Raw genomic sequence first — 23,967 nt, forward strand, 5'->3', positions numbered from 1 at the left:
CCGAGTGGGTACTCCCCCAGCTACCGCTGGGAGGTGCCCCCAGATCAGCGGGCGTAGTACTCGACGACGAGCTGCTCGTCGCAGATGACCGGGATTTCCTTGCGGTTAGGGTCACGGTCCAGGCGGAAGGCCAGGGCCTTCAGGTTCACCTGGAGGTAGCGCGGGGTCTCGCCCTCGCCGGCGTAGCCACCCTCGCGGGCAACCTGGAAGGGGTGCTTGTCGCGGCTGCGCTCGCGGACCGTCACGACGTCGTCGGGACGGACGCGGAAGGACGGCTTGTCGACCTTGCCGCTGTTGACCTGGATGTGGCCGTGGACGACCATCTGGCGGGCCTGGTAGATGGTGCGGGCGATGCCCGAACGCAGGACCAGGGCGTCGAGACGGCGCTCGAGCTCGACGACCAGCGCCTCGCCCGTCTTGCCCTCGGCCTTCTTGGCGCGGTCGTAGGCACGCGCCATCTGGCGCTCGCTGATGTCGTACTGGGCGCGCAGACGCTGCTTCTCGAGCAGACGGACCTTGTAGTCCGAGTTCTGCTTGCGGCCACGGCCGTGCTCGCCCGGCGGGTAGGGGCGGGCTTCGAAGTACTTGACAGCCTTCGGCGTCAGCGCGATACCGAGCGCGCGAGACTTCTTGACCTTGGGACGCGACTGGTTAGGCACGTTCTCCAGACCTCCGTTGTAGGTTAGGTTAGGCTCACCTTACTCAAGGAGATCGCATGTCTCGCCCTGGGAACACCAAGCGCATCACGGACAGCACAAAGAACACCGACGCTTCTGAGAGCGTCGAGGCGACGGAGGTCCGATCAGCTCATGGTCAGCCGCGTCCCAGCGGGCTTGAAATCACTCGGATGCCGTCAGCAGCCGAGCGCACACGAACTCTCGTACAGGGTACATGCTCAGCCGTACTGCTCATTACCGGGCTGGACGGCGCACGCCCCGACCAGCTGATGCCGGCCGCGCGAAGCGTGGGTCCGGACGGCGAGGTGTACCTCGAATTTCCGGCCGACTCCCCGGCCGTACGCGCCGCAACGCACGCACAGGACGACGAACTGGCCGCCGTGCTGGAGATCACCGATGTCGCGCCGGTCTCCGTCCCCCACCGTATCCGCGGCCGCGCCTGGATCTCCGGCTGGCTCACCCACGCACCCGGCATGGCCGAGCCCGGCCGGATGATGCTGCGGCTGGAGGTGGGCGAGGCGTCGGTGGACGACCTGTGGGGCGCGTCGAGCGTCGAGCCGGAGGAGTTCGCGCACGCCACCGCCGATCCCCTCGTCGCGCACGAGGCGGAGCTGCTCCAGCATCTGCACGCCGCGCACAGCGACCAGGTGCAGGAGCTGTGCGGGCTGCTGGGCGATCGCGAGCCCGGCGCCTGGTCGGGCCGGCGCGCGGTGCCGCTGGCCCTGGACCGGTTCGGGCTGCGGGTGCGGTTCAGCGGAGAGCAGTGCTTCGACGCGCGGTTCGAGTTCCCCGAGCCGGTACGTGACATCACCGGCCTGCGCCGGGCGATGCACACGCTCTTCGAGGCGGCCTCGTACTGAGGCGGACTCGTACGGAGCCTCCTGTCAGGGGGTGCCCCCCCGCAGCCGCTCACGGACCTTCTCCACCACGTCCGCGTACCGCGCCTCCGCGCCGTACCGCGTGGGCTCGTAGTACCGCTTGCCGTGCACCGCGTCCGGGGCGTACTGCTGCGCCGCGATCGCGCCCGGCACGTCGTGCGGGTACACGTACCCCTGGGCGTGGCCGAGCTTGGCCGCGCTCTTGTAGTGGCCGTCACGCAGATGCGGCGGCACCGGGCCGGCCAGCCCGCCGCGCACATCGGCGAGCGCGGCGCCGATCGCCGTGGTCGCGGTGTTCGACTTGGGCGCCAGGGCGAGCGCGATGGTGGCGTGGCTGAGGGTGAGAGCCGCCTCGGGGAAGCCGATCAGCGCGACCGCCTGGGCGGCGGCCACCGCCGTCGGCAGCGCGGTCGGGTCGGCCAGGCCGATGTCCTCGCTGGCGGAGATCATCAGCCGCCGGGCGATGAACCGGGGGTCCTCCCCCGCCTCGATCATGCGGGCCAGGTAGTGCAGCGCCGCGTCCACGTCCGAGCCCCGGATCGACTTGATCAGGGCGCTCGCCACGTCGTAGTGCTGGTCGCCGTCGCGGTCGTACTTCACCGCTGCCCGGTCCACGGCCTCCTCCACGGCCCGCAGGGTGACCTCCTGCTCGCCCTGGGAGATCGCCGAGCCCGCACCCGCCTCCAGGGCCGTGAGAGCCCGGCGCGCGTCGCCGCCCGCGATCCGCAGCAGATGCGCCTCGGCGTCGGCGGGCAGGGTGACGGCTCCGCCGAGGCCGCGCTGCTCGGTGAGCGCTCGGTGCAGCAGGGCGCGCAGGTCGTCGTCGGTGAGCGGTTCGAGCGTGAGCAGCAGGGAGCGGGAAAGCAGCGGGGAGATGATCGAGAAGTACGGGTTCTCGGTGGTCGCGGCGATCAGCGTCACCCAGCGGTTTTCGACCGCGGGCAGCAGCGAGTCCTGCTGCGCCTTGCTGAACCGGTGGATCTCGTCCAGGAAGAGGACGGTCTCCTTGCCGAAGCCGCCCGCGGCGCGGCGGGCGCCGTCGATGACCGCCCGAACTTCCTTGACGCCGGCGGTGATCGCGGAGAGTTCGACGAAGCGCTTCTGGGTGGCCTGGCTGACGACGTACGCGAGCGTCGTCTTTCCGGTGCCCGGCGGCCCCCAGAGGATCACCGAGGAGGGCCCGGCGGGCCCGCCGCCTCCCTCGCCCACCAGCCGGCGCAGCGGCGCACCCGGCTTCAGGAGGTGCTGCTGGCCCACGACTTCGTCGAGGGTGCGCGGGCGCATCCGTACAGCGAGCGGAGTGCTGGACGGATCCTTCTCCTGGCGGTCCTCTGCGGCGGCGGTGAACAGGTCGGGTTCCACGCGTGAAGCCTATGTCAGCCCACTGACAACGCCGCCGGGCTCAGCTGGTCCAGAAGTCCCACCAGCGGGTCAGGATCAGCATCCCGATGATGCCGACCCAGACCACCGGAACGACCCAGTGGAACTCCAGCAGCCCGCTCCGCATGCCGGCCGGAACCGGAAGGAAGCGGTGCTTGATGTTGTGCAGGGTGACGTAGCAGAACATCACGATCGTGGCGACCCAGGCCAGGCAGCACCACAGGCACAGCGAGTTGATGGTGTACAGCGACTGGTACTGGAGCCAGGTGCAGAAGCCGACGCCGAACAACGTGCCCGCGTTCAGGCCCAGCCAGAACCAGCGCCGGTAGCGCGCCCCGGCCAGCAGGCCCATGCCGATGGCGATCACCATCGCGTAGGTGACCAGGCCGAGCATCGGGTTGGGGAAGCCGAAGGCCGACGCCTGCTCGCTCTTCATGATGTTGCCGCAGGAGACGATCGGGTTCAGGCTGCAGCCGGGGACGAAGTCCGGGTCTTCGAGCAGCTTGAACTTGTCGAGCGTGATGATCCAGGAAGCCAGCAGACCTGCCGCACCGGTGATCACCAGCAGCCAGGCGAACGCCCGCCCGGCACCGACCGAACGCCCGGTCCCCTCGTCAGCCGCAGTCGTCGTCATATGCCGTTCCGTCGCTCCCGTAGGACCTTGCAGGGCACGCCCATTGTGCCGCACCCCGCCGGCCATCCTGCCGAGTCCGGCGTTCGCCGGACATAAGGCGGCCCGGATCGTCGGCGACGGTCCGGGCCCCGTGGTGCATTCCCTGTTCAGGCGAACTTCGCCGTTCAGACGAGCTTCGCCCGGATCTCGTCGACCACCGCGTCCAGCGCGACCGGGGTCTGCTCGCCGCTCTCCATGTCCTTGAGCTGCACCACGCCGTCGGCGAGGTCACGCTCGCCCGCGACGATCGTGAACCGCGCGCCCGAACGGTTTGCGTTCTTCATCGCGCCCTTCAGGCCCTTGCCGCCGTACGCGAAGTCGGCCGCGACCCCGGCCCTGCGCAGCTCGGTGACCACGCCGAAGAGCAGCCGGCGGGCCTCCTCGCCGAGCGGCACCGCGAACACGCTGGTGGCGGCGGGGAGTTCGAGCGTGATGCCCTCGGCCTCCAGCGCCAGCACCGTACGGTCCACGCCGAGCGCCCAGCCCACGGACGGGAGCGCCGGGCCGCCGATCATCTCCGAGAGACCGTCGTAGCGGCCGCCGCCGCCCACCGCGGACTGCGAGCCGAGCCCGTCGTGGACGAACTCGAACGTCGTACGGGTGTAGTAGTCGAGGCCGCGGACGAGCTTCTCGTCGTCCTCGTACGCGACTCCGGCCGCCCCCAGCAGCTCGCCCACCTCCTCGTGGTACGCCTTGCACGCGTCGCAGAGGTAGTCGCGCAGCATCGGCGCACCGGCGAGCTGCTGCTGCACCTCGGCGCGCTTGTCGTCGAGGATCCGCAGCGGGTTGATGTCGATACGGCGCCGGGTGTCCTCGTCCAGCTCCAGCCCGCGCAGGAAGTCCTGCAGGGCGGCCCGGTAGACGGGACGGCACTCCTTGTCGCCCAGCGAGTTCAGCAGGATGCGGAAGGTGCGCAGCCCGAGCGAGCGGTACGCCTGATCGGCCAGGATGATCAGCTCGGCGTCCAGTGCCGGGTCCTCGGCGCCGATCGCCTCGGCCCCGACCTGCGAGAAGTGCCTGTAGCGGCCCTTCTGGGGCTTCTCGTAGCGGTAGTAGGAGCCCGAGTACCAGAGCTTGACCGGCAGGTTGCCTAGCTTGTGCAGGCTGGCCTCCAGGGCTGCGCGCAGTACGGACGCGGTGCCTTCGGGGCGCAGCGCCAGCTGGTCGCCGCCCTTGGTCTCGAAGGCGTACATCTCCTTGGAGACGATGTCGGTCGACTCACCGACTCCTCGGGAGAAGAGCTCGACGTTCTCGAAGCCGGGCGTCTCGATGTAGCCGTAGCCGGAGTTCTTCAGGGGTGCGGCGATCGCCTCGCGTACCGCGAGGTACTTCGCGGAGTCGGGCGGCAGCAGGTCGTACGTGCCCTTGGGGGCCTGAAAAGTGCTCACGGGAAGTCTCTCGTCACATTCCTCGTCGGGGAGCGGCGGTCGGGCCGTCTCCGAAGCCGGCGGCCACCTCGCGCAGATACGGGTTGGTGGCGCGCTCGCGGCCGATGGTGGTCTGGGGGCCGTGGCCGGACAGCACCACGGTCGAGTCGTCGAGCGGCAGGCACACACGCGCCAGCGACTCGAGCATCTCGGCCTGGTCGCCGCCCGGCAGGTCGGTGCGTCCGACGGAGCCGGCGAAGAGCAGGTCACCCGAGAAGAACACCTGCGGGATGTCAGCGCTCTCGGGCATCCGGAACGTCACCGACCCCTTGGTATGGCCGGGCGCGTGCGCGACGGTGAACTCCAGGCCCGCGAGCTTCAGTCGCGCCCCGTCGGTCAGCTCCTGCACGTCGTCGGGCTCCCCCACGGTCAGCTCGCCCATGAGCGGCATGCCGATGGAGCGGCCGAGGGCCCTCTCCGGGTCGTTCATCATGTACCGGTCGGCGGGGTGGATCCACGCCGGTACGTCATGTGCTCCGCACACCGGCACCACCGAGGCCACATGGTCGATGTGGCCATGGGTGAGGACGACCGCGACAGGCTTGAGCCGGTGCTTCCTGAGTGCTTCCTCGACTCCCTGAGCGGCCTGGTGGCCCGGGTCGATGATCACGCACTCCTCGCCTGCGGCGGGGGCGACCAGATAACAGTTGGTCCCCCAGGCCCCGGCGGGGAACCCGGCAATGAGCACGATCGTCCTTAGGTGTTGTCCGGCTTGGGTCGTCCGGCGGGATTTCGGCCGGCGGGGATTGCAGCAGATCAGAGCCTACCGGCGCTGCTCATCACACAGCGAACCCATATACGGTACGGGCTAGCCCGGCCGGACAGCAGTACCCGATACGCACAAGGAGACGACCCGGTGGTCAGCAGCGATCAGCGGCGGCGACAGCTCGCCAGGGAAAAGTTCGAGCGTCAGCAGCAGCGCAGGGCCGAAGCCCGCCGCAAGGCGCGCCGGCGCAATGCGGTGATCGCGTCGGCAGTTGCAGTGGTCCTGGCAGCCGGCGCCGCGGCGGCCGCGACCGGGGCCTTCGAGAAGGACAAGAAGGCCGACAACGCGGACGCCGCCGACCCGTCCCCGTCGGCCGGCGAGTCGAAGTCGCCGGAGCCGCCGCTGACGATCGACAAGAAGGCGAAGTACACCTTCGCGATCAAGACCAACCAGGGCGACATCAAGCTCGCCATGGACGCCGCGAAGACCCCGCACACGGTGAACTCGTTCAAGTCGCTCGCGGACAAGGGCTTCTTCGACGGAACGAAGTGCCACCGCCTCACCACGGGCGGCATCTTCGTCCTGCAGTGCGGCGACCCGAAGGGCGACGGCACCGGTGGCCCCGGCTACACCATCCCGGACGAGAACCTGACCGGCCTGGGCAAGGCGGGCGCGGACGGCAAGGTGACCTACCCGGCCGGCACGGTCGCCATGGCGAACACCGGGCAGCCCGGCTCCGGCGGCAGCCAGTTCTTCCTGGTGTACAAGGACAGCAAGCTGCCCCCGACGTACACACCGTTCGGCACGATCGACGCGGCGGGCCTGAAGACCGTCAACGCGGTGGCCAAGGCCGGCGTCGAGGGCGGGGCACAGGACGGGGCTCCGAAGAAGGCTGTCACCATGGAGAAAGCGGCTGTGACCAAGTCCTGAGGAGGGGATTTTCGGTCGCGCTGGATGCGGACAGCCGACCCGCCGTTCGCCTATGTTGGCGTTGTGCAGGGCGGGCGCTGCCCGCCCCAGGAAACTGTGGACGATGCCCAGGGGGTGGCAAGCCCCCTCGTAGGCATCATGTGGAGGAGGCGCTGTGAGCAGCGACCCGTGGGGCCGCGTCGATGAGACGGGCACCGTGTACGTGCGTACTGCCGATGGCGAGAAGGTCGTCGGCTCGTGGCAGGCCGGATCTCCCGAGGAGGCTCTGGCTTACTTCGAGCGCAAGTACGAAGGCCTGGTTGTCGAGATCGGCCTCCTCGAACGACGGGTACGGACCACCGACCTGTCGGCGAAGGACGCGACGACCGCGATCGAGCATCTGCGCCAGCAGGTCGAGGAGCACCACGCCGTCGGCGATCTCGACGCGCTGCGTCAGCGGCTCGACAAGCTCGTCGCGACCGTGGACTCGCGCCGCGAGGAGCGCAAGGCACAGAAGGCGAAGCAGACCGACGAGGCGAAGCACGCCAAGGAGGCGCTGGTCGCCGAGGCCGAGGAGCTGGCGCAGAGCGAGCAGTGGCGGGCCGCCGGTGAGCGGCTGCGCGCGCTGGTGGACACCTGGAAGGGCCTGCCGAGGCTCGACCGGAAGTCGGACGACGAGCTCTGGCACCGCTTCTCGCACGCCCGCTCGGCCTTCTCCAAGCGCCGCAAGGCCCACTTCGCCTCGCTCGACGCGCAGCGCGAGGATGCCCGCAAGGCCAAGGAGAAGCTGGTCGCGGAGGCCGAGTCGCTGTCCGGCTCCACCGACTGGGGTCCCACGGCGGCGCGCTACCGCGACCTGATGACGGAGTGGAAGGCGGCGGGCCGCGCCCAGCGCGAGGCCGAGGACGAGCTGTGGAACCGCTTCCGCGGCGCCCAGGACGTCTTCTTCGCCGCGCGCAGCGAGGTCTTCGCGGAGCGCGACGCCGAGCAGTCCGAGAACCTCAAGCTCAAGGAGGAGCTCGCGGTCGAGGCCGAGAAGCTCGTGCCGGTGACGGACCTGAAGGCGGCCCGTGCCGCGTTCCGGGCCATCAACGAGCGCTGGGAGGCCATCGGCCACGTACCGCGGGACGCTCGGCCGAAGATCGAGGGCCGGATGCACGCCGTGGAGCGGGCCATCCAGGAGTCCGAGGAAGCCGAGTGGCGGCGGACGAACCCGGAGGCGCGGGCGCGTGCCGCCGGTCTGACGGGCCAGCTCCAGGCGGCGGTGGACAAGCTGCGTACGCAGGTCGACGCGGCGCGCGCGGCGGGGAACAACGTCAAGGCCGACAAGCTCGCCAGGGAGCTCGAGGGCCGGCAGGCGCTGCTGGACCAGGCGCTCAAGGGCCTGGAGGAGTTCGGCGGCTGATTCGCCGGGCACGACATGGGGCGGCCCCGGTACGGATTTCCGTACCGGGGCCGCCGTGTGCGCTGCTACGGCCTGCGGGCCGAGGTGACGCGGTAGACGTCGTACACGCCCTCCACGCCCCGTACCGCCTTCAGTACATGGCCGAGGTGCTTGGGGTCGCCCATCTCGAAGGTGAACCGTGAGGTGGCCACCCGGTCGCGCGAGGTCTGCACGGCCGCGGAGAGGATGTTGACGTGCTGGTCGGACAGCACGCGCGTGACGTCCGAGAGCAGCCGGGACCGGTCCAGCGCCTCGACCTGTATGGCGACCAGGAAGACGGAGGACTGGGTCGGAGCCCACTCGACCTCGAGGATGCGCTCCGGCTGCTGCGACAGCGAGTCGACGTTGACGCAGTCGGCGCGGTGGACGGAGACGCCGCTGCCGCGGGTGACGAAGCCGATGATCGGGTCGCCGGGGACCGGCGTACAGCAGCGGGCCAGCTTGACCCACACGTCCTCGACGCCCTTGACGACCACACCGGGGTCGGCGTTGGCCCGCCGCTTGCTGCGGCCGCGCACCGGGACCGCGGTCTCGGCGATGTCCTCGTTGGCGGCATCCTCGCCGCCGAGGGCCTGGACCAGCTTCTGTACGACGCCCTGCGCCGCGACATGACCCTCGCCGATCGCCGCGTACAGGGAGGAGATGTCGGGGTAGCGCATCTCGTGCGCGAGCGTGACCAGGGAGTCGCCGGTGAGAATCCGCTGGATCGGCAGGTTCTGTTTGCGCATGGCGCGCGCGATGGCGTCCTTGCCGTGCTCGATCGCCTCGTCGCGACGCTCCTTGGAGAACCAGGCGCGGATCTTGTTGCGAGCGCGCGGGGACTTGACGAAGCCCAGCCAGTCGCGGGACGGGCCCGCGCCGACGGCCTTGGAGGTGAAGACCTCCACCAAGTCGCCGTTGTCCAGAGTCGATTCGAGGGGTACGAGCCGCCCGTTGACCCGCGCTCCTATGGTGCGGTGGCCGACCTCGGTGTGGACCGCGTACGCGAAGTCGACCGGGGTGGCTCCCGCGGGCAGCGCTATGACGTCGCCCTTGGGGGTGAAGACGAAGACCTCGTTGCGCGAGAGGTCGAAGCGCAGCGACTCCAGGAACTCGCCCGGGTCCTCGGTCTCCTTCTGCCAGTCGAGCAACTGCCGCAGCCAGGCCATGTCGTTGACGGTGTCCTGGCCGGCGCTGCCCTTGGCGGCCCGGGGCACGTCGGTGCGCACCTTGGAGCTGCCGGCGACGGTCTCCTGCTTGTACTTCCAGTGCGCGGCGATGCCGTACTCGGCGCGGCGGTGCATGTCGAACGTACGGATCTGCAGCTCGACCGGCTTGCCGCTGGGCCCGATGACGGTCGTGTGCAGCGACTGGTACATGTTGAACTTGGGCATCGCGATGTAGTCCTTGAACCGCCCCGGGACCGGGTTCCACCGGGCGTGGACGGTGCCGAGCGCCGCGTAGCAGTCGCGGACGGTGTCGACGAGGACGCGGATGCCCACCAGGTCGTAGATCTCCGCGAAGTCGCGGCCTCGCACGATCATCTTCTGGTAGACGCTGTAGTAGTGCTTCGGCCGGCCGGTGACGGTGGCCTTGATCCGGGCGGCGCGCAGGTCGGACTGGACCTCGTCGGTGACGACGGCCAGGTACTCGTCGCGCTTGGGGGCCCGCTCGGCGACGAGCCGCACGATCTCGTCGTACATCTTGGGGTAGAGGATCGCGAAGGAGAGGTCCTCCAGCTCCCACTTGATGGTGTTCATGCCGAGCCGGTGGGCCAGGGGAGCGTAGATCTCCAGCGTCTCGCGGGCCTTCTTCTCCTGCTTCTCCCGCTTGAGATAGCGCATGGTGCGCATGTTGTGCAGGCGGTCGGCGAGCTTGATGACCAGGACGCGCGGGTCCTTGGCCATCGCCACGACCATCTTGCGTACGGTCTCGGCCTGCGCGGCCTCGCCGAACTTGACCTTGTCGAGCTTGGTGACGCCGTCGACGAGCAGGGCGACCTGGTCGCCGAAGTCGCGGCGCAGGGTGTCGAGGCCGTACTCGGTGTCCTCGACGGTGTCGTGCAGCAGGCCGGCCATCAGCGTCGCCGGGTCCATGCCCAGCTCGGCCAGGATGGTGGTGACGGCGAGGGGGTGGGTGATGTACGGATCGCCGCTCTTGCGCTTCTGGCCGCGGTGCCAGCGCTCGGCAACCTGGTACGCGTGCTCGATCTGCCGCAGCGTGGCGGTCTCGATCTTGGGGTCGTTGCTGCGCACTATGCGCAGCAGCGGTTCGAGGACCGGGTTGTACGGGCTGGAGCGCTGGACGCCGAGACGGGCGAGCCGGGCGCGAACCCGGTTGGACGAACCGCCGGAGCGGGGCGCCTGGCCGGGCGCGGGCTTGGCGGGTACAGGCTTGGCGGGCACGGGCTTCGCCGCGGAGGCCGGGAGCGGGGCCTGGGAGGCCGAGCCGTTGGACCGCGTGGAGACGGGCGGCGTGGGGTTCTCGGCGGGCTGCTTCGCGCTCTCCTGGGGCATGGCGGCGGCCGCCGCGGCCTTGTCGGCCGGCTGGTCGGGCTGCGCGGCGGCGGCCAGTGGCTGGACCTCGTCTGGCAAGAGCGCTCCTCATGCGTATCCGGGTCCCCCGGTCAGGTCCGGATAGCCCATGGTATCGATCCCTGGCCCGAAGCTCGTCCCGGGCCGGTGAGAGACGCCACAACGAACGGCGGCCACCCGGATTTCTCCGGGTGGCCGCCGTCGATGATTTCCGTACCGGCCTATGGGCTCAGACCGTGATCAGAGCCTCCAGGGGGGCTCCGCGCAGGGCCGTCTCCAGGCGCGCGCGGCCCGCGAGGAAGCTCAGCTCCATCAGTACCGCCACGCCCGCGACCTCGGCGCCGGCCCGCCGGATCAGCTCCAGCGAGGCCTCGGCCGTGCCGCCGGTGGCCAGGACGTCGTCGATGACCATGACACGGTCGCCCGCGGCCAGGTCCTCGGCGTGGATCTCGATCTCGGCGGTGCCGTATTCGAGCTCGTACGCCTGGGACAGCGTCGCGCCGGGCAGCTTGCCCGCCTTGCGGACCGGGACGAACCCGATTCCGGAGCGGACGGCGGCGGGCGCGGCAAGGATGAAGCCGCGTGCCTCCAGACCGACGATCTTCGTGGCGCCGTGCCGTACGCACAGCTCGGCAAGCACCTCGGTCAGCGCCGTGAAGGCCTTCGGGTCCGCGAGCAGCGGGGTGATGTCCTTGAACATCACCCCCTGCTTCGGGTAGTCGGGCACATCCCGGATCCGGCTGAGCAGCAGCTCGTGCGTGCTCGTCATCGGCGCTTGCCCCGCCCACGTCCGCCGCCGGGCGGCGTGGTCTGCCGGCGCTGGCCGACGACGGCCGCCTCGGCATCGCCGTCCGAAACGTCGCGCGCGTCCTGCGGCCCACCGGCGGTGGCCTCGTCCGCCCGCTCGCCCTTGGCGGCCGCGGCGGCCCGCTTGGCAAGCACCCGCTTCTTCAGGGCCTTCATCTGCGGGTCGCGCTCCTTGAGGTCGGCGACCAGCGGGGTGGCGATGAAGATCGAGGAGTACGCACCGGCCGCGAGGCCGACGAACAGCGACAGCGAGATGTCGTTGAGCATGCCGGCGCCGAGCACACCGCCACCGATGAAGAGCAGGCCCGCCACCGGCAGCAGTGCGACGACCGTGGTGTTGATGGAACGCACCAGGGTGCTGTTGATGCTGCGATTGGCGACCTCGCTGTAGGTCCAGCGGGTCTGCTTGGTGATGTCCTTCGACCCCTCCTTCAACGAGTCGAAGACGACGACCGTGTCGTAGAGGGAGTAACCGAGGATCGTCAGCAGACCGATCACGGTACCCGGGGTGACCTCGAAGCCGACCAGCGCGTACACACCGACGGTGATGGTGATGTCGTGGATCAGCGCGATCAGCGCGGCGAGCGCCATGCGCCACTCGAAGGCGATCGCAAGATAGATCACCACGAGGAACATGAAGATGCCCAGACCGGTCCATGCCTTGTTGGCGATCTGCTCGCCCCAGCTGGGGCCGACGAGATCGGCGTTGATGTCCTTCTCCTGGACACCGAGGGCGTCGGCCAGATCCTTCTTGACGTCGGCCGCGGCGTCGGTGTCCAGACCGCTGAGCTGGATCCGCATACCGCCGCTGCCCAGTTCCTGGACGATCGCGTCGTGGCCGGAGGCCTTCTCGGCCTCCTCCTGCACCTGCGAGACGGAGACGTCCGTCTTGGGTGTGGTGAGGACGGCACCGCCCTTGAACTCGATGCCCATGTTGAGGCCCTGTACCGCCAGGGCCACGATGGCGGTGATGGTGATCAGGATCGAAACGCCGTACCAGATCTTCCGCTTGCCGACGAAGTCGTAGCCGACTTCGCCCTGGTAGAGCCGGTGGCCGAGGCTGCCGAGTCGCGACATCTCACGCCTCCTTCGGGTCGACGGGGGCGGAGATACGGCGGGTGCGGCGCAGCGGGGGCTGTACGCCCAGCCGCTTCGGGTCCAGGCCGGACCACGGGTGACCGCTGGAGAAGAACTTCGTACGGGCCATCAGCGTCATCACGGGCTTGGTGAAGAGGAACACCACGACGACGTCGAGAAGGGTGGTGAGGCCGAGCGTGAAGGCGAAGCCCTGCACCTTGCCCACGGTCACGATGAACAGCACCGCCGCGGCCAGGAACGACACGAAGTCGGAGACCAGGATGGTGCGCCGGGCGCGCGGCCAGGCCCGCTCGACGGCCGGACGCAGCGTGCGGCCCTCGCGGATCTCGTCCCGGATGCGCTCGAAGTACACGATGAACGAGTCCGCGGTGATTCCGATCGCGACGATCGCACCGCAGACGGCCGGCAGGTTGAGCGCGAAGCCGATGCCCTTACCGAGCAGCGCCATGATCGTGTAGGTGAGGATCGCGGAGACGAGAAGGCTCACGATCGCGATAAAGGCGAGGCCGCGGTAGTAGGCGACCAGGTAGATCACGACCAGCGCGAGGCCGATCGCACCGGCGATGAGGCCCGCCTTCAGCTGCTCACCGCCGAGCGCGGCCGTGACGGTGGTGACGCTGTCCTCCTGGAAGGAGAGCGGGAGCGCACCGTACGAGAGGATGTTGCCCAGGTCCTCGGCGGTCTGCTGGTTGAAGCTGCCGGAGATCTCGGCGCTGCCGCCGGTCAGTGCCTGGCTGACGGAGGGGTCGGAGACCACTTCACCGTCGAGCACGATGGCGAACTGGTTCTGCGGGGACTGCTGGGCAGCGAGCTTGCCAGTGATGTCGGCGAACTTCTTCGCGCCCTTGTCCGTGAAGTCCATCTGGACGATCCACATGCTGCGCTGCGGGTCGAGGACACCCTTCGCGTCGTCGACGTCGGTGCCGTTCACCTCGGCCGGGCCCAGGATGTACTTCTGCCACTGACCGGCCGGGCTCTTACCGCAGGCCACCACCGTGTCGGTGTCCTTGGTGCCCACGCCGACCTCTGCGCGGGACTCCTTCTTGGTGCAGTCGAGCGCAGTGAACTGCTTCTCCAGCTTGCTCGCCGCGGCGGACTCGGAGGGGTTCGGCGTGGGGGCCTTGGCCGCGTCGGGCTGCTTCGAGTCGCTGCTCTTCGGCGTCGGAGTGGCGTCGTCCTTCAGCGCGTCGGTAACGGCACGGCCCTGGGTGGTCGGGGTCGACGTCGGAGTTGCCGTAGAGGTGGCCTCCTCGTCGGAGCCCTTGTCCTTGTCCGCGGCCTTCGGCGTGCCGGAGGAGGCGCTGGGGGACGGCTGCGGGGCCTGCGGGGAGCCGGCGGCGATCGTCAGAACCGGACGGAAGAAGAGCTGAGCGGTCGTGCCGACCTGCTGACGCGCCTGCTTCTCGTCCGTCCCCTTGGGGATGTTGACGATGATGTGCTCGCGGCCCTGCCGCTGGACCTCGGCCTCGGACACACCCAGACCATTGACACGGCGCTCGATGATGCCGACCGCGGTGTTCATGTTGGTCTCGTTGACCGCGTCCTGCTTGCCGGGCTGGGGCTTCGCCTTGAGCGTGATGCTCGTACCGCCGGCCAGGTCGATGCCCAGGCGGGGCGTCGTCTGCTTGGAGAGGAACATCCCCCCGGTAAGCGCCACCATGGCGATCAGGATCAGGGCCAGGGCACGCCCCGGCCTCCCCTGAGCGCCCGTGGACCCTCGGCCCTTCTTCGGTGCTGCCACCTTCTCGTTTCTCCCTGTCCAACCGCCCGCGCCGGGTGTGCGCCCTGGCGGCCACTAAGTGTTGTGGGGACCTGCCCCCGCAGAAGAAAGCACTCACGGGGGATCGTGGCAGGCGCCGGTGGGCGCTCCACGATCCCCGGTCGTGACTACTTGGCGTCGGTCTCGCCGTCGGTCTTCCCGTCGGCCTTGCCGTCCTTCTTCTCCGGCTCGACGTCGTCCGCCTCGGCCTTCTTGCCCAGGTCGATTCGGGTGTCGTCGGCGGCGGGCTCGGCGGGCGCCGGGGAATCGGCGGGGCCGGTCAGCGCGGATGCGTCGTCCGGTACGACGGGGCCGTCGGCCTCGAGGTCCTCACCGGCGCCGTGGACGATGCGGTTGTACTCCACGTCCTCGAGGACGGCGCCGACGGAGTTCTTCGCGTAGACGGCGTGGACGCCGGGGGCCACCTCGAGGAGGAGCGTGTCGTCGTGGACCTCCTTGACGGTGGCGTACATGCCGCCGATGGTCCGGACGCCGGCGCCGGGCTGGACCTGGTCGCGCATGTGCGCGGCGGCCTGCTGCTTCTTCTTGGCGGACCGGGTCATCAGGAACATGGCCCCGATGAGCACGATGAACGGGAGGAGAGTCACGATATCCACGGGACGGGGTTTCCTTCGCACGACCGCTTGATGTGCGGCCTGATCTTCGGGGGTGGGCACGCCGGCCTGGAAGGTCGGCATCGGCGGAGTCTAAGCGAGTCCGTACCGATGGAACAACGCCCAGCATGGCACCGTGGTTCCTGCCCTCGCGAGCCTCCGCGCCGTCACGCCCCGAACAGGCCCTGTTGTCCGCTTACTCCTGCGCTGTGCTGCGGCGGAACCAGTCCGAGGTGGGCCCAGGCGGCCGGTGTCGCCACCCGGCCACGGGGCGTACGGGCCAGTAGGCCCTCCCGTACCAGGAACGGCTCCGCGACTTCCTCGACCGTCTCCCGCTCCTCCCCCACGGCCACCGCCAGGGTGGACAGGCCCACCGGACCGCCGCCGAAGAGCTTGAGCAGGGCTTCGAGTACGGCCCGGTCCAGCCGGTCCAGCCCGCGGGCGTCGACCTCGTACACCCGCAGGGCCGTTTCCGCCACCTCACGGGTGATGAGGCCGTCTGCCTTGACCTGGGCGTAGTCCCGTACGCGGCGCAGCAGGCGGTTGGCGATGCGGGGCGTGCCACGGGAGCGGCCGGCGATCTCGGCGGCGCCGTCCACCTCGATGTCGAGGTCGAGGAGCCGGGCGGAGCGGTGGATGACGCGCTCCAGCTCGGCGGGAGCGTAGAACTCCATGTGCCCGGTGAAGCCGAACCGGTCGCGCAGCGGTGGCGGCAGCAGTCCCGCCCTGGTGGTGGCGCCGACCAGGGTGAAGGGGGGCAGCTCCAGCGGGATGGCGGTGGCGCCGGGGCCCTTGCCGACGATGACGTCGACCCGGAAGTCCTCCATCGCCATGTAGAGCATTTCCTCCGCCGGACGGGACATCCGATGGATCTCGTCGAGGAAGAGCACTTCGCCCTCCTGGAGGGAGGACAGGATCGCCGCGAGGTCGCCGGCGTGCTGGATGGCCGGGCCCGAGGTGATCCGGATCGGGGCGCCCATCTCGGCGGCGATGATCATGGACAGGGTGGTCTTGCCGAGGCCGGGAGCGCCGGAGAGCAGGACGTGGTCGGCGGTGCCGCCGCGCTGGCGTGCGGCGCGCAGCACCAGGTCGAGCTGCTGGCGGACCTTCTCCTGACCGACGAACTCATCCAGGTCCTTGGGCCGCAGTGCCGCTTCGACCGCGGTGTCCTCGCCGTCGGCGTCGGCCCCGACCAGCCGGTCGGGGCTCTCGGGGGCCGTGTCGTCCCAGTTCACTGCAGCTCGCCTCGCGGAGTCGGGGTCGGAGTCGTCCCGGCCGGGTGCGGGGTCGGCCGGTGGTGTGTGGATCGGGCCGCGGCTGCGGTCCTGCGGGCGCCCATGTCAGCGCGTGCGGTTCAGAGTCTGCAGGGCCGCGCGGAGCAGCTGCGGAACGGGCGGGGCGGAGCCTTCGGCGACAGCGGCCTCGGCCTGCGGGGTGACGGCCTCAACGGCCTCGTCGGCCTCCCGCGTCGCGTACCCGAGGCCGATGAGAGCGGCGTGCAGCTGCTCGCTCCAGGGCGCGGGACCGCGCGCGGCGACGCGCTGGGCCCCCAGGTGCGCACCCGTGCCCAGCGGCTCGCCCAGGCGGTCCTTCAGCTCGAGCAGCAGCTTCTGGGCGCCTTTCTTCCCGATGCCGGGGACGGCCATGAGCGCCTTCTCGTCCCCGGTGGAGACGGCGATGCGCAGCGCGTCGGGGCTGTGTACGGCGAGCATCGCCTGGGCGAGGCGGGGGCCGACGCCGCTGGCGGTCTGGAGCAGCTCGAAGACCTGCCGCTCGTCGTCGTCGGCGAAGCCGTACAGCGTGAGCGAGTCCTCCCGTACGACGAGAGAGGTGGCGAGCTTCGCCTGCCGGCCGATACGCAGTCCGGCCAGGGTGCCCGGCGTGCACTGGACAGCCATGCCGACGCCCCCGACCTCGATCACGGCGGTGGTCGGGGCCAGGGCCGCGACCGGGCCCGAGACAAAGGCGATCATGCGGTACGGCCTTTCGTCGTGTACGTCGTACGGTGTGCGGCGACGGCATGCTGGAGACGGTTCTGCGCGGGGGCCCGCCAGATGTGGCAGATGGCGAGCGCCAGTGCATCGGCGGCGTCGGCCGGCTTGGGTGGTGCGTCCAGCCGCAGCAGCCGGGTCACCATGGCCCCGACCTGCTCCTTGCCGGCCCGGCCGCTGCCGGTGACGGCCGCCTTGACCTCGCTGGGGGTGTGCAGGGCGACGGGGATGCCGCGGCGCGAGGCGCAGAGCATGGCGACGGCACTGGCCTGGGCGGTGCCCATGACCGTACGGACGTTGTGCTGGCTGAACACCCGCTCCACCGCGACCAGTTCGGGCCGGTGTTCATCGAGCCAGGCTTCTATGCCCTGCTCGATGGCGACCAGCCGCAGACCGATCTCAGCGTCCGCGGGCGAACGAACAACCCCCACACCCAGCATTTTCAGCGGGCGGCCCGCGACGCCCTCGACCACCCCGATACCGCACCGGGTCAACCCCGGGTCCACGCCCAGTACGCGCACCGCGCCCCTCCCCTCGCACCCTTCGACCACGTGTTCCTGAAGGCTATCGGCTCGTACTGACAACAAGCAGGACGGGCCGACAGGAGCGTGTCCTGTCGGCCCGTCCACCAACGCAGTGCTGAGCACCCGTCAGGCGTCGACCTTCTCCATGACCTCGTCGGAGACGTCGAAGTTGGCGAAGACGTTCTGCACGTCGTCGCTGTCCTCGAGCGCGTCGATCAGCTTGAAGACCTTGCGCGCGCCCTCTTCGTCGAGCTCGACCTGCATGGTCGGCAGGAAGTCGGCCTCGGCCGAGTCGTAGTCGATGCCCGCCTCCTGGAGCGCGGTGCGGACCGCGACCATGTCGGTGGCCTCGCTGACGACCTCGTACGACTCACCCAGGTCGTTGACCTCTTCCGCGCCGGCGTCCAGGACCGCGCCGAGGACGTCGTCCTCGGTCAGCTCGCCCTTGGGGACGATCACCACGCCCTTGCGGTTGAAGAGGTACGAGACGGAACCCGGGTCGGCCATCGAGCCGCCGTTGCGGGTCATCGCCACGCGCACATCCGAAGCGGCGCGGTTGCGGTTGTCGGTGAGGCACTCGATGAGCACCGCGACACCGTTCGGGCCGTAGCCTTCGTACATGATCGTCTGGTAGTCGACGCCGCCCGCTTCGAGACCGCCACCGCGCTTGACCGCGGAGTCGATGTTCTTGTTCGGGACGGAGCTCTTCTTCGCCTTCTGGATGGCGTCGACGAGCGTCGGGTTGCCCTCGGGGTCGACGCCACCGGTGCGGGCCGCGACCTCGATGTTCTTGATCAGCTTCGCGAAGAGCTTGCCGCGCTTGGCATCGATCACGGCCTTCTTGTGCTTCGTCGTAGCCCATTTAGAGTGGCCGGACATCCGCCTGTCTCCTTCGCGTAACCAATAACTGCTCTGCGTTCGCCAGAGATCCTACCGGGATCGCTTCACGACCCGGCGCGCACCATGTCCACGAAGTAGGCGTGGACGCGGTGGTCGCCGGTGAGTTCCGGGTGGAACGACGTGGCGAGCACGTGGCCCTGGCGGACGGCCACCGTGTGGCCGTCGTACGTGGCGAGCACGTCGACCGCGCCGCCCACCGACTCCACCCAGGGCGCGCGGATGAAGACACCCTCGACGGGTCCGCCCGCTATCCCTGCGAAGTCGATAGCCGCCTCGAACGACTCGTTCTGGCGCCCGAAGGCGTTGCGGCGGACGATCATGTCGACGCCGCCCAGGGTCTCCTGGTCCTCGCGGCCGTCCAGCAGCTTGTCGGCGAGCATGATCATGCCGGCACAGGTGCCGTACACGGGCATGCCGGCCCGTACGCGCTCCCGCAGCGGCTCCAGCATGCCGAAGAGAACCGCCAGCTTGGACATGGTCGTGGACTCGCCGCCGGGTATGACGAGGGCGTCGACCTCGGCGAGTTCCTCGGGGCGCCGGACCGGCCTGGCCACGGCGTCCGCCGCGGCCAGGGCGATCAGGTGCTCCCGTACATCACCCTGGAGAGCCAGGACACCAATGACGGGAGTGGTCATTACCAGCCCCGGTTGGCGTAGCGCTCGGTCTCGGGCAGGGTGTCGCAGTTGATGCCGACCATGGCCTCGCCCAGGTTGCGGGAGGCGTCCGCGATGATCTTCGGGTCGTCGTAGAAGGTGGTGGCCTTCACGATGGCGGCGGCACGCTTGGCCGGGTCGCCGGACTTGAAGATGCCCGAGCCGACGAAGACGCCCTCGGCCCCCAGCTGGCGCATCAGCGCGGCGTCGGCGGGAGTGGCCACACCACCGGCGGAGAACAGCACGACCGGCAGCTTGCCGAGCTCGGCGACCTCCTTGACGATCTCGTACGGGGCGCGGAGCTCCTTGGCCGCGGCGTACAGCTCGTTGTTGTCGTAGCCGCGCAGCTTGGCGATCTCGTTCTTGATCTGGCGCAGGTGGCGGACGGCCTCGACGACGTTGCCGGTGCCGGCCTCGCCCTTCGAGCGGATCATGGCCGCGCCCTCGGCGATGCGGCGCAGGGCCTCGCCCAGGTTGGTGGCACCACACACGAACGGCGTGGTGAAGGCCCACTTGTCCGAGTGGTTGACCTCGTCCGCCGGCGTCAGCACTTCGGACTCGTCGATGTAGTCGACGCCGAGCGCCTCCAGCACCTGGGCCTCGACGAAGTGGCCGATGCGGGACTTCGCCATGACGGGGATGGAGACGGCGCCGATGATCTCTTCGATCATGTTCGGGTCGGACATACGCGCCACGCCGCCGTCCTTGCGGATGTCGGCGGGGACCCGCTCCAGGGCCATGACGGCGACGGCGCCCGCGTCCTCGGCGATCTTCGCCTGCTCGGCGTTGACCACGTCCATGATCACGCCGCCCTTGAGCTGCTCGGCCATGCCGCGCTTCACGCGGGCGGTGCCGGTCTCGGGGGCCTGAGGGGTGGTGGGAAGCGTGCTGGACACGGTATGACCTCGCTCGGTGATGAAAAGGGGGTACTTCCTACTACACCGCCGAGGAAACCTCTCCGGACCAGTCCACTGCAAGGGCCAATAGTGAGCCGGTGGATCGTTTACGTGCCCGGCCGGTCGGCCAGCGCCGCCGGGGGCTCGTCGTCCATCTCGAACGCGAGGGGGAACGGGGCGTGCCCGGCCAGCCGGAACCAGCGCACCGTGCGGTGCCGGCGCAGGGCGCGGGTGGCCCGTACCGAGTCGTTGTGGAAGCGCCGCGCCATGGGCACCCGGCGCACCGCCGCGGCCAGCTCGTTCGCGGCGTCCTCGCCCCCGGGGGCCTCCTTGACGGCCTCCACCTGGTCCACTTCCGCGAACACCGCCCGCAACGCCTGGCTCAGCTCGCTCTCCGCGACCTCCCGCTGCTCCTCCTCGGCCTGCCGGGCGGCGTGGGCGGCCTGGTACAGCACGATCGAGGCGGCCGGATCGAGTACACCGGAGGTGGCCAGCTCCTGGGCGACCGAGGCACGTCGCAGCAGCTGCGCGTCGAGGGCGGCGCGCGAGGCGTCGATCCGGGCGTGCAGCCGGTCGAGCCGGCCGGCGGTCCAGCTGAGATACAGGCCGATCGCGAAGAGGGCGACGGCGATCCAGATAAGGGTTTCGATCACGGGCGCCCACGTTACGGGGCTCCCTGGCGGTCGCGGTGCCCGGGGCGGGGGCGCCGAAGCATGGAAGTTCCCCTACCCGCCCCTTCCCGAAACTGGGGGCAAGCCCCCAGCCCCCTGCGCGCCCGCTCCGCGGCGCGATGCGGGCCCCGCCCCTGGTTCGACGCCCGCTACGCGGCGCAACAACACCCGGCCCGCGCCCGCCACGCGGCGCGAACAACAGCCCCGCGCCCGCCACGCGGCGCAACAACACTGGGCCTGCGCCCGCGGGGCAACACAGGAGCGCCCCACGGCCCCGGCCTCGCGGCACGGACGACACGGGGCGGGCGGGCCCCGTACCGGGGCCGGGCAACGCGCCCGGCGGCTGGGGACGGCGGGAGGGGGTCGGGGTCGGAGGGAGTGGTGTTCGGGACGTAGAAGTGCGATTTGTGGCGCAGGGCCCCGGGCACCCAAAGCGACCCCGCTGAACGCGCCGTAAATCGTACAGTCCCGAACGCCGCTCCCGCAGGCCCCGGCGCCCGGCCCACGACACCCCCCACACCCGCGCCGCAGGCGAACCCGCCCCGGCACCCGGCCCACGACACCCCCCACACCCGCGCCGCAGGCGAACCCGCCCCGGCACCCGGCCCACGACAGACCCGCGCCACCCCACCGGAGCCGAACCGCGCTCCCGGAGCGCTCCCGAGCCCGCAACCCGCCGGAGGGGCTAGTCCCGGGCCAGGCCGAATCTCGCGCGGAAGCCCGTGCGGTCGTCCTCCGCCACCGATGCCGCGCCGTCCGTCACCGTTTCGTACACCGCCAGGATGTCCGCCCCCACCGTCGACCAGTCGAAGCGCCGCACATGCGCGCTCCCCCGCTCGCTCAGCTCCGCGCGACGCCCCGCGTCGCCCAGCAGCCGCACCGCCGCCCCGGCCAGCGCATCCGCGTCCTCATTGGCGAACAGCTCGCCCGCCGCCCCCTGATCCAGGACCTGGGCAAACGCGTCCAGGTCGGCGGCCAGTACCGGCGCGCCCGCCGACAGCGCCTCGACCAGGATGATCCCGAAGCTCTCGCCACCCGTGTTGGGCGCGACGTACACATCGACACTGCGCAGCAGCCGCGCCTTGTCCTCGTCGCTCACCATGCCGAGGAATTCGACGCGCTCGCGCATCTCCTTCGGCAGCGAGGCCACCGCCTCCTCCTCGTCGCCGCGGCCGGCGACCAGCAGCCGCGTCTCGGGGCACGCGGCGAGGATCTTCGGCAGCGCGCGCATGAGGACCGGCAGGCCCTTGCGAGTCTCGTCGATGCGCCCTATGAAGCCGAGCGTGCCCCCCTGCCACTCCGCCTTGGGCTCCGCCTTGGCGAAGAAGTCGACGTCGACGCCGTTGGGGATGACGACCGCGTCGCCGCCGAGGTGCTCGACGAGCGTGCGCCGCGCGTACTCGCTCACCGCGATCCGCGCGTTGATCTTCTCCAGCGCCGGCTGGAGGATCGGGTACGCCGCGATCATGGCCCGCGAGCGCGGGTTGGAGGTGTGGAAGGTCGCGACGATCGGCCCCTGCGCGGCCCAGCAGGTCAGCAGCCCCAGCGAGGGCGACGTCGGCTCATGGATGTGGATGACGTCGAACGTGCCGTCGTGCAGCCAGCGCCGTACCCGCGCGGCCGACAGGAAGCCGAAGTTGAGCCGGGCCACCGAGCCGTTGTACGGGACGGGGACGGCGCGGCCCGCCGAGACGACGTACGGCGGGAGCGGGGTCTCGTCGTCGGCCGGGGCCAGCACGGAGACCTCGTGCCCGAGCCGGATGAGATGGTCGGCCAGGTCCCGGATGTGGAACTGCACGCCGCCCGGTACGTCCCAGGAGTACGGGCAGACGATGCCGATCCTCACTCTGTTTCCCCCCTCGGGTCGAGATCGGCGAGCCAGAGCCGCTGAAGCATGTGCCAGTCCTCCGGGTGCTCGGCGATTCCGGTGGCGAAGACATCTGCCAGCGCCTGTGTCATCTGGGACGTGTTCACGGCCCGGTTACCTGACTCGGGTACCCCGACGGGCGGATGGACGCGGCCCCGCAGCCCCGATTCCTCGTACCAGAGCGTCGCCGGAAGCAGCAGGGCCCCGGTCTGCTGCGCCAGCAGGGCGGGCCCGGCCGGCATCCGGGCGGCCTCGCCGAAGAACGTCACCTCGACGCCCGAGGCGGACAGGTCGCGGTCGGCGACCAGGCAGATCAGGCCGCCCGCCCGCAGCCGCCTGGCCAGCGCGCCGAAGGCGCTGCCGCCGGTGTGCGGCAGCACCTCCATGCCGAGGCTCTCGCGGTAGGCGACGAAGCGGTCGTACAGCGTCTCTGGCTTCAGCCGCTCGGCGACCGTGGCGAAGGGCACCCCGAGGTGGGTGGTGACCCAGGCGCCCGCGAGGTCCCAGTTGCCGAGGTGCGGGAGGGCGAGGATCACGCCGCGGCCCGAGGCCAGACCGTCCATGATCAGGTGGAGGTCCTTGATCTCGACGCCGGCGCCGATGCGCTCCCGGCTCCACGCGGGCAGCCGGAACGACTCCATCCAGTACCGCATGTACGAGCGCATGCCCGCCCTGGACAGCTCGGCCAGGCGCTCCGGTGTGGCGTCCGGCACCACGCGCGCCAAGTTGGACTCCAGGCGCAGCACGCTCTTGCCGCGCCGCTTCCAGGCCGTGTCGGCAATGCGCCGGCCCAGACCGGCGGCCACCGGCTCGGGCAGCTTCCTGACCGTGCCCCAGCCGAGGCCGTACAGCGCGTCGGTCAGACGGTCCCGCATCATGTCGCCTCGCTCCCCTGGCCGGCACCGGGGGTCGCGCCGGTCCCCGCGTCCGCCTCGGCCGCCTCCCGGCGTACCGTGACGACCCGCTGCCCGAGTGTCACGACGCTGCCCACCGCCACGATCCACAGCGCGATCGGCAGCAGGATGTCGATCCCCCGTACACCGAAATTGTGCAACCCGGCGAGCCCGGCCGCGACGAGCGTGATGACCAGCCGCTCGGCACGCTCCACCAGCCCGTTGACGGCGACCGGCAGGCCGATCGCCTCACCGCGGGCCTTGGTGTACGAGACCACCTGGCCGCTGGCGAGGCAGAAGATGGCGACGGCGCACAGCAGGTTGTTGTCACCGCTGCCCGCGTACCAGAGGGCGAGCCCGCCGAAGATGGCCGCGTCGGCGACCCGGTCGAGGGTCGAGTCGAGGAAGGCGCCCCACCGGCTGGAGACCCCCGCCTGGCGCGCCATGTTGCCGTCGACCAGGTCGGAGAAGACGAACAGCGTGATGACGATGGTGCCCCAGAAGAACTCCCCCCTGGGGAAGAAGACCAGCGCACCCGCCATCACACCGCCGGTTCCGACGAGGGTGACCGCATCGGGGGTGACCCCGAGACGAAGCAGCAGTGCGGCGAACGGTGTGAGAACACGCGTGAAGAAAGCACGCGCGTACTTGTTCAGCATGGCCTTCCCGGAGGGTCGGTGGGCCGCG

At 70.3% G+C, this 23,967-nt stretch carries 23 protein-coding genes; 3 read left to right on the top strand and 20 right to left on the bottom strand.

From position 1 onward, the window contains the following. Window positions 1-44: 44 nt before the first annotated feature. A complete protein-coding gene (rpsD, locus tag NLX86_RS02540) occupies window positions 45-659 on the bottom strand; it encodes a 30S ribosomal protein S4 (RefSeq protein ID WP_254369893.1) in 615 nt (204 codons plus the stop codon). Between the two features lie 188 nt (window positions 660-847). Here rpsD and NLX86_RS02545 point away from each other — a divergent pair, with 188 nt between their 5' ends. Further along, window positions 848-1,537 (top strand): DUF2470 domain-containing protein, encoded by a 690-nt coding sequence (locus NLX86_RS02545; RefSeq protein ID WP_254369894.1) that lies wholly within the window; start codon window positions 848-850, stop codon window positions 1,535-1,537. 24 nt (window positions 1,538-1,561) lie between these two features. On the opposite strand, the gene NLX86_RS02550 is transcribed toward NLX86_RS02545, so the two are convergent. The 4 genes from NLX86_RS02550 to NLX86_RS02565 all read right to left on the bottom strand — a co-directional run bounded on the left by NLX86_RS02550 (window position 1,562) and on the right by NLX86_RS02565 (window position 5,723). Next, a complete protein-coding gene (locus NLX86_RS02550) occupies window positions 1,562-2,917 on the bottom strand; it encodes a replication-associated recombination protein A (RefSeq protein ID WP_254369895.1) in 1,356 nt (451 codons plus the stop codon). Between the two features lie 40 nt (window positions 2,918-2,957). Continuing rightward, on the bottom strand, window positions 2,958-3,569 hold the full coding sequence (locus tag NLX86_RS02555) for a vitamin K epoxide reductase family protein (RefSeq protein ID WP_254369896.1): 612 nt from the start codon (window positions 3,567-3,569) through the stop codon (window positions 2,958-2,960). A 164-nt stretch (window positions 3,570-3,733) separates the two neighbouring features. Next, the gene (gene hisS / locus NLX86_RS02560) at window positions 3,734-4,996 is read right to left on the bottom strand and encodes a histidine--tRNA ligase (RefSeq protein ID WP_254369897.1); all 1,263 of its coding nucleotides are present in this window, start codon (window positions 4,994-4,996) and stop codon (window positions 3,734-3,736) included. A 13-nt stretch (window positions 4,997-5,009) separates the two neighbouring features. Further along, complete coding sequence (locus tag NLX86_RS02565; protein ID WP_254369898.1) at window positions 5,010-5,723, bottom strand: MBL fold metallo-hydrolase; 714 nt, start codon at window positions 5,721-5,723, stop codon at window positions 5,010-5,012. Window positions 5,724-5,891: 168 nt separating this feature from the next. On the opposite strand from NLX86_RS02565, the gene NLX86_RS02570 reads away from it, so the two are divergent. Then, on the top strand, window positions 5,892-6,671 hold the full coding sequence (locus NLX86_RS02570; RefSeq protein ID WP_254369899.1) for a peptidylprolyl isomerase: 780 nt from the start codon (window positions 5,892-5,894) through the stop codon (window positions 6,669-6,671). A gap of 154 nt (window positions 6,672-6,825) precedes the next feature. Beyond that, the gene (locus tag NLX86_RS02575; RefSeq protein WP_254369900.1) at window positions 6,826-8,055 is read left to right on the top strand and encodes a DUF349 domain-containing protein; all 1,230 of its coding nucleotides are present in this window, start codon (window positions 6,826-6,828) and stop codon (window positions 8,053-8,055) included. A 65-nt stretch (window positions 8,056-8,120) separates the two neighbouring features. Here NLX86_RS02575 and NLX86_RS02580 read toward each other — a convergent pair whose 3' ends face one another. From NLX86_RS02580 to pgsA, 15 genes are all read right to left on the bottom strand, one after another. Beyond that, complete coding sequence (locus tag NLX86_RS02580) at window positions 8,121-10,667, bottom strand: RelA/SpoT family protein (protein WP_254369901.1); 2,547 nt, start codon at window positions 10,665-10,667, stop codon at window positions 8,121-8,123. A 169-nt stretch (window positions 10,668-10,836) separates the two neighbouring features. Next, a complete protein-coding gene (locus tag NLX86_RS02585; protein WP_254369902.1) occupies window positions 10,837-11,376 on the bottom strand; it encodes an adenine phosphoribosyltransferase in 540 nt (179 codons plus the stop codon). After that, a complete protein-coding gene (secF, locus tag NLX86_RS02590; RefSeq protein WP_254369903.1) occupies window positions 11,373-12,491 on the bottom strand; it encodes a protein translocase subunit SecF in 1,119 nt (372 codons plus the stop codon). Before secF ends, NLX86_RS02585 begins: the two co-directional genes overlap by 4 nt. A 1-nt stretch (window position 12,492) precedes the next feature. After that, window positions 12,493-14,253, bottom strand: a complete 1,761-nt coding sequence (secD, locus tag NLX86_RS02595) for a protein translocase subunit SecD (protein WP_254369904.1) — start codon at window positions 14,251-14,253, stop codon at window positions 12,493-12,495. Window positions 14,254-14,399: 146 nt separating this feature from the next. Then, on the bottom strand, window positions 14,400-14,888 hold the full coding sequence (yajC, locus tag NLX86_RS02600; protein WP_254369905.1) for a preprotein translocase subunit YajC: 489 nt from the start codon (window positions 14,886-14,888) through the stop codon (window positions 14,400-14,402). A 164-nt stretch (window positions 14,889-15,052) separates the two neighbouring features. Then, complete coding sequence (ruvB, locus tag NLX86_RS02605) at window positions 15,053-16,120, bottom strand: Holliday junction branch migration DNA helicase RuvB (protein ID WP_254369906.1); 1,068 nt, start codon at window positions 16,118-16,120, stop codon at window positions 15,053-15,055. A 105-nt stretch (window positions 16,121-16,225) separates the two neighbouring features. Further along, on the bottom strand, window positions 16,226-16,858 hold the full coding sequence (gene ruvA / locus NLX86_RS02610; protein ID WP_254369907.1) for a Holliday junction branch migration protein RuvA: 633 nt from the start codon (window positions 16,856-16,858) through the stop codon (window positions 16,226-16,228). Next, window positions 16,855-17,397: a crossover junction endodeoxyribonuclease RuvC gene (gene ruvC / locus NLX86_RS02615; RefSeq protein WP_254369908.1), complete on the bottom strand. Its 543-nt coding sequence runs from the start codon at window positions 17,395-17,397 to the stop codon at window positions 16,855-16,857. The genes ruvA and ruvC overlap by 4 nt, the downstream gene beginning before the upstream one ends. A gap of 129 nt (window positions 17,398-17,526) precedes the next feature. Beyond that, on the bottom strand, window positions 17,527-18,279 hold the full coding sequence (locus NLX86_RS02620; RefSeq protein WP_254369909.1) for a YebC/PmpR family DNA-binding transcriptional regulator: 753 nt from the start codon (window positions 18,277-18,279) through the stop codon (window positions 17,527-17,529). Between the two features lie 65 nt (window positions 18,280-18,344). Then, window positions 18,345-18,935, bottom strand: a complete 591-nt coding sequence (gene pdxT, locus NLX86_RS02625; protein ID WP_254369910.1) for a pyridoxal 5'-phosphate synthase glutaminase subunit PdxT — start codon at window positions 18,933-18,935, stop codon at window positions 18,345-18,347. Beyond that, a complete protein-coding gene (gene pdxS, locus NLX86_RS02630; RefSeq protein WP_308409536.1) occupies window positions 18,935-19,849 on the bottom strand; it encodes a pyridoxal 5'-phosphate synthase lyase subunit PdxS in 915 nt (304 codons plus the stop codon). Before pdxS ends, pdxT begins: the two co-directional genes overlap by 1 nt. A gap of 107 nt (window positions 19,850-19,956) precedes the next feature. Continuing rightward, window positions 19,957-20,502, bottom strand: a complete 546-nt coding sequence (locus NLX86_RS02635; RefSeq protein ID WP_254369911.1) for a hypothetical protein — start codon at window positions 20,500-20,502, stop codon at window positions 19,957-19,959. A gap of 703 nt (window positions 20,503-21,205) precedes the next feature. Next, on the bottom strand, window positions 21,206-22,366 hold the full coding sequence (locus tag NLX86_RS02640) for a glycosyltransferase family 4 protein (protein WP_254369912.1): 1,161 nt from the start codon (window positions 22,364-22,366) through the stop codon (window positions 21,206-21,208). Next, window positions 22,363-23,265: a phosphatidylinositol mannoside acyltransferase gene (locus NLX86_RS02645; RefSeq protein ID WP_254369913.1), complete on the bottom strand. Its 903-nt coding sequence runs from the start codon at window positions 23,263-23,265 to the stop codon at window positions 22,363-22,365. The genes NLX86_RS02640 and NLX86_RS02645 overlap by 4 nt, the downstream gene beginning before the upstream one ends. Continuing rightward, complete coding sequence (gene pgsA / locus NLX86_RS02650; protein ID WP_254369914.1) at window positions 23,262-23,939, bottom strand: phosphatidylinositol phosphate synthase; 678 nt, start codon at window positions 23,937-23,939, stop codon at window positions 23,262-23,264. The genes NLX86_RS02645 and pgsA overlap by 4 nt, the downstream gene beginning before the upstream one ends. Window positions 23,940-23,967 lie beyond the last annotated feature (28 nt).

Origin of the sequence: Streptomyces sp. A3M-1-3 (assembly GCF_024213665.1) — a bacterium.
Lineage (GTDB): Bacteria > Actinomycetota > Actinomycetes > Streptomycetales > Streptomycetaceae > Streptomyces.

Excerpts from the sequence above, each read along its gene's own strand:
- NLX86_RS02545 (WP_254369894.1), top strand. The coding sequence starts at position 848 with ATGCCGTCAGCAGCCGAGCGCACACGAACTCTCGTACAGGGTACATGC.
- NLX86_RS02555 (WP_254369896.1), bottom strand. The coding sequence starts at position 3,569 with ATGACGACGACTGCGGCTGACGAGGGGACCGGGCGTTCGGTCGGTGCC.
- NLX86_RS02585 (WP_254369902.1), bottom strand. The coding sequence starts at position 11,376 with ATGACGAGCACGCACGAGCTGCTGCTCAGCCGGATCCGGGATGTGCCC.
- secF (WP_254369903.1), bottom strand. The coding sequence starts at position 12,491 with ATGTCGCGACTCGGCAGCCTCGGCCACCGGCTCTACCAGGGCGAAGTC.
- ruvA (WP_254369907.1), bottom strand. The coding sequence starts at position 16,858 with ATGATCGCCTTTGTCTCGGGCCCGGTCGCGGCCCTGGCCCCGACCACC.
- NLX86_RS02620 (WP_254369909.1), bottom strand. The coding sequence starts at position 18,279 with ATGTCCGGCCACTCTAAATGGGCTACGACGAAGCACAAGAAGGCCGTG.
- pdxT (WP_254369910.1), bottom strand. The coding sequence starts at position 18,935 with ATGACCACTCCCGTCATTGGTGTCCTGGCTCTCCAGGGTGATGTACGG.
- NLX86_RS02645 (WP_254369913.1), bottom strand. The coding sequence starts at position 23,265 with ATGATGCGGGACCGTCTGACCGACGCGCTGTACGGCCTCGGCTGGGGC.
- pgsA (WP_254369914.1), bottom strand. The coding sequence starts at position 23,939 with ATGCTGAACAAGTACGCGCGTGCTTTCTTCACGCGTGTTCTCACACCG.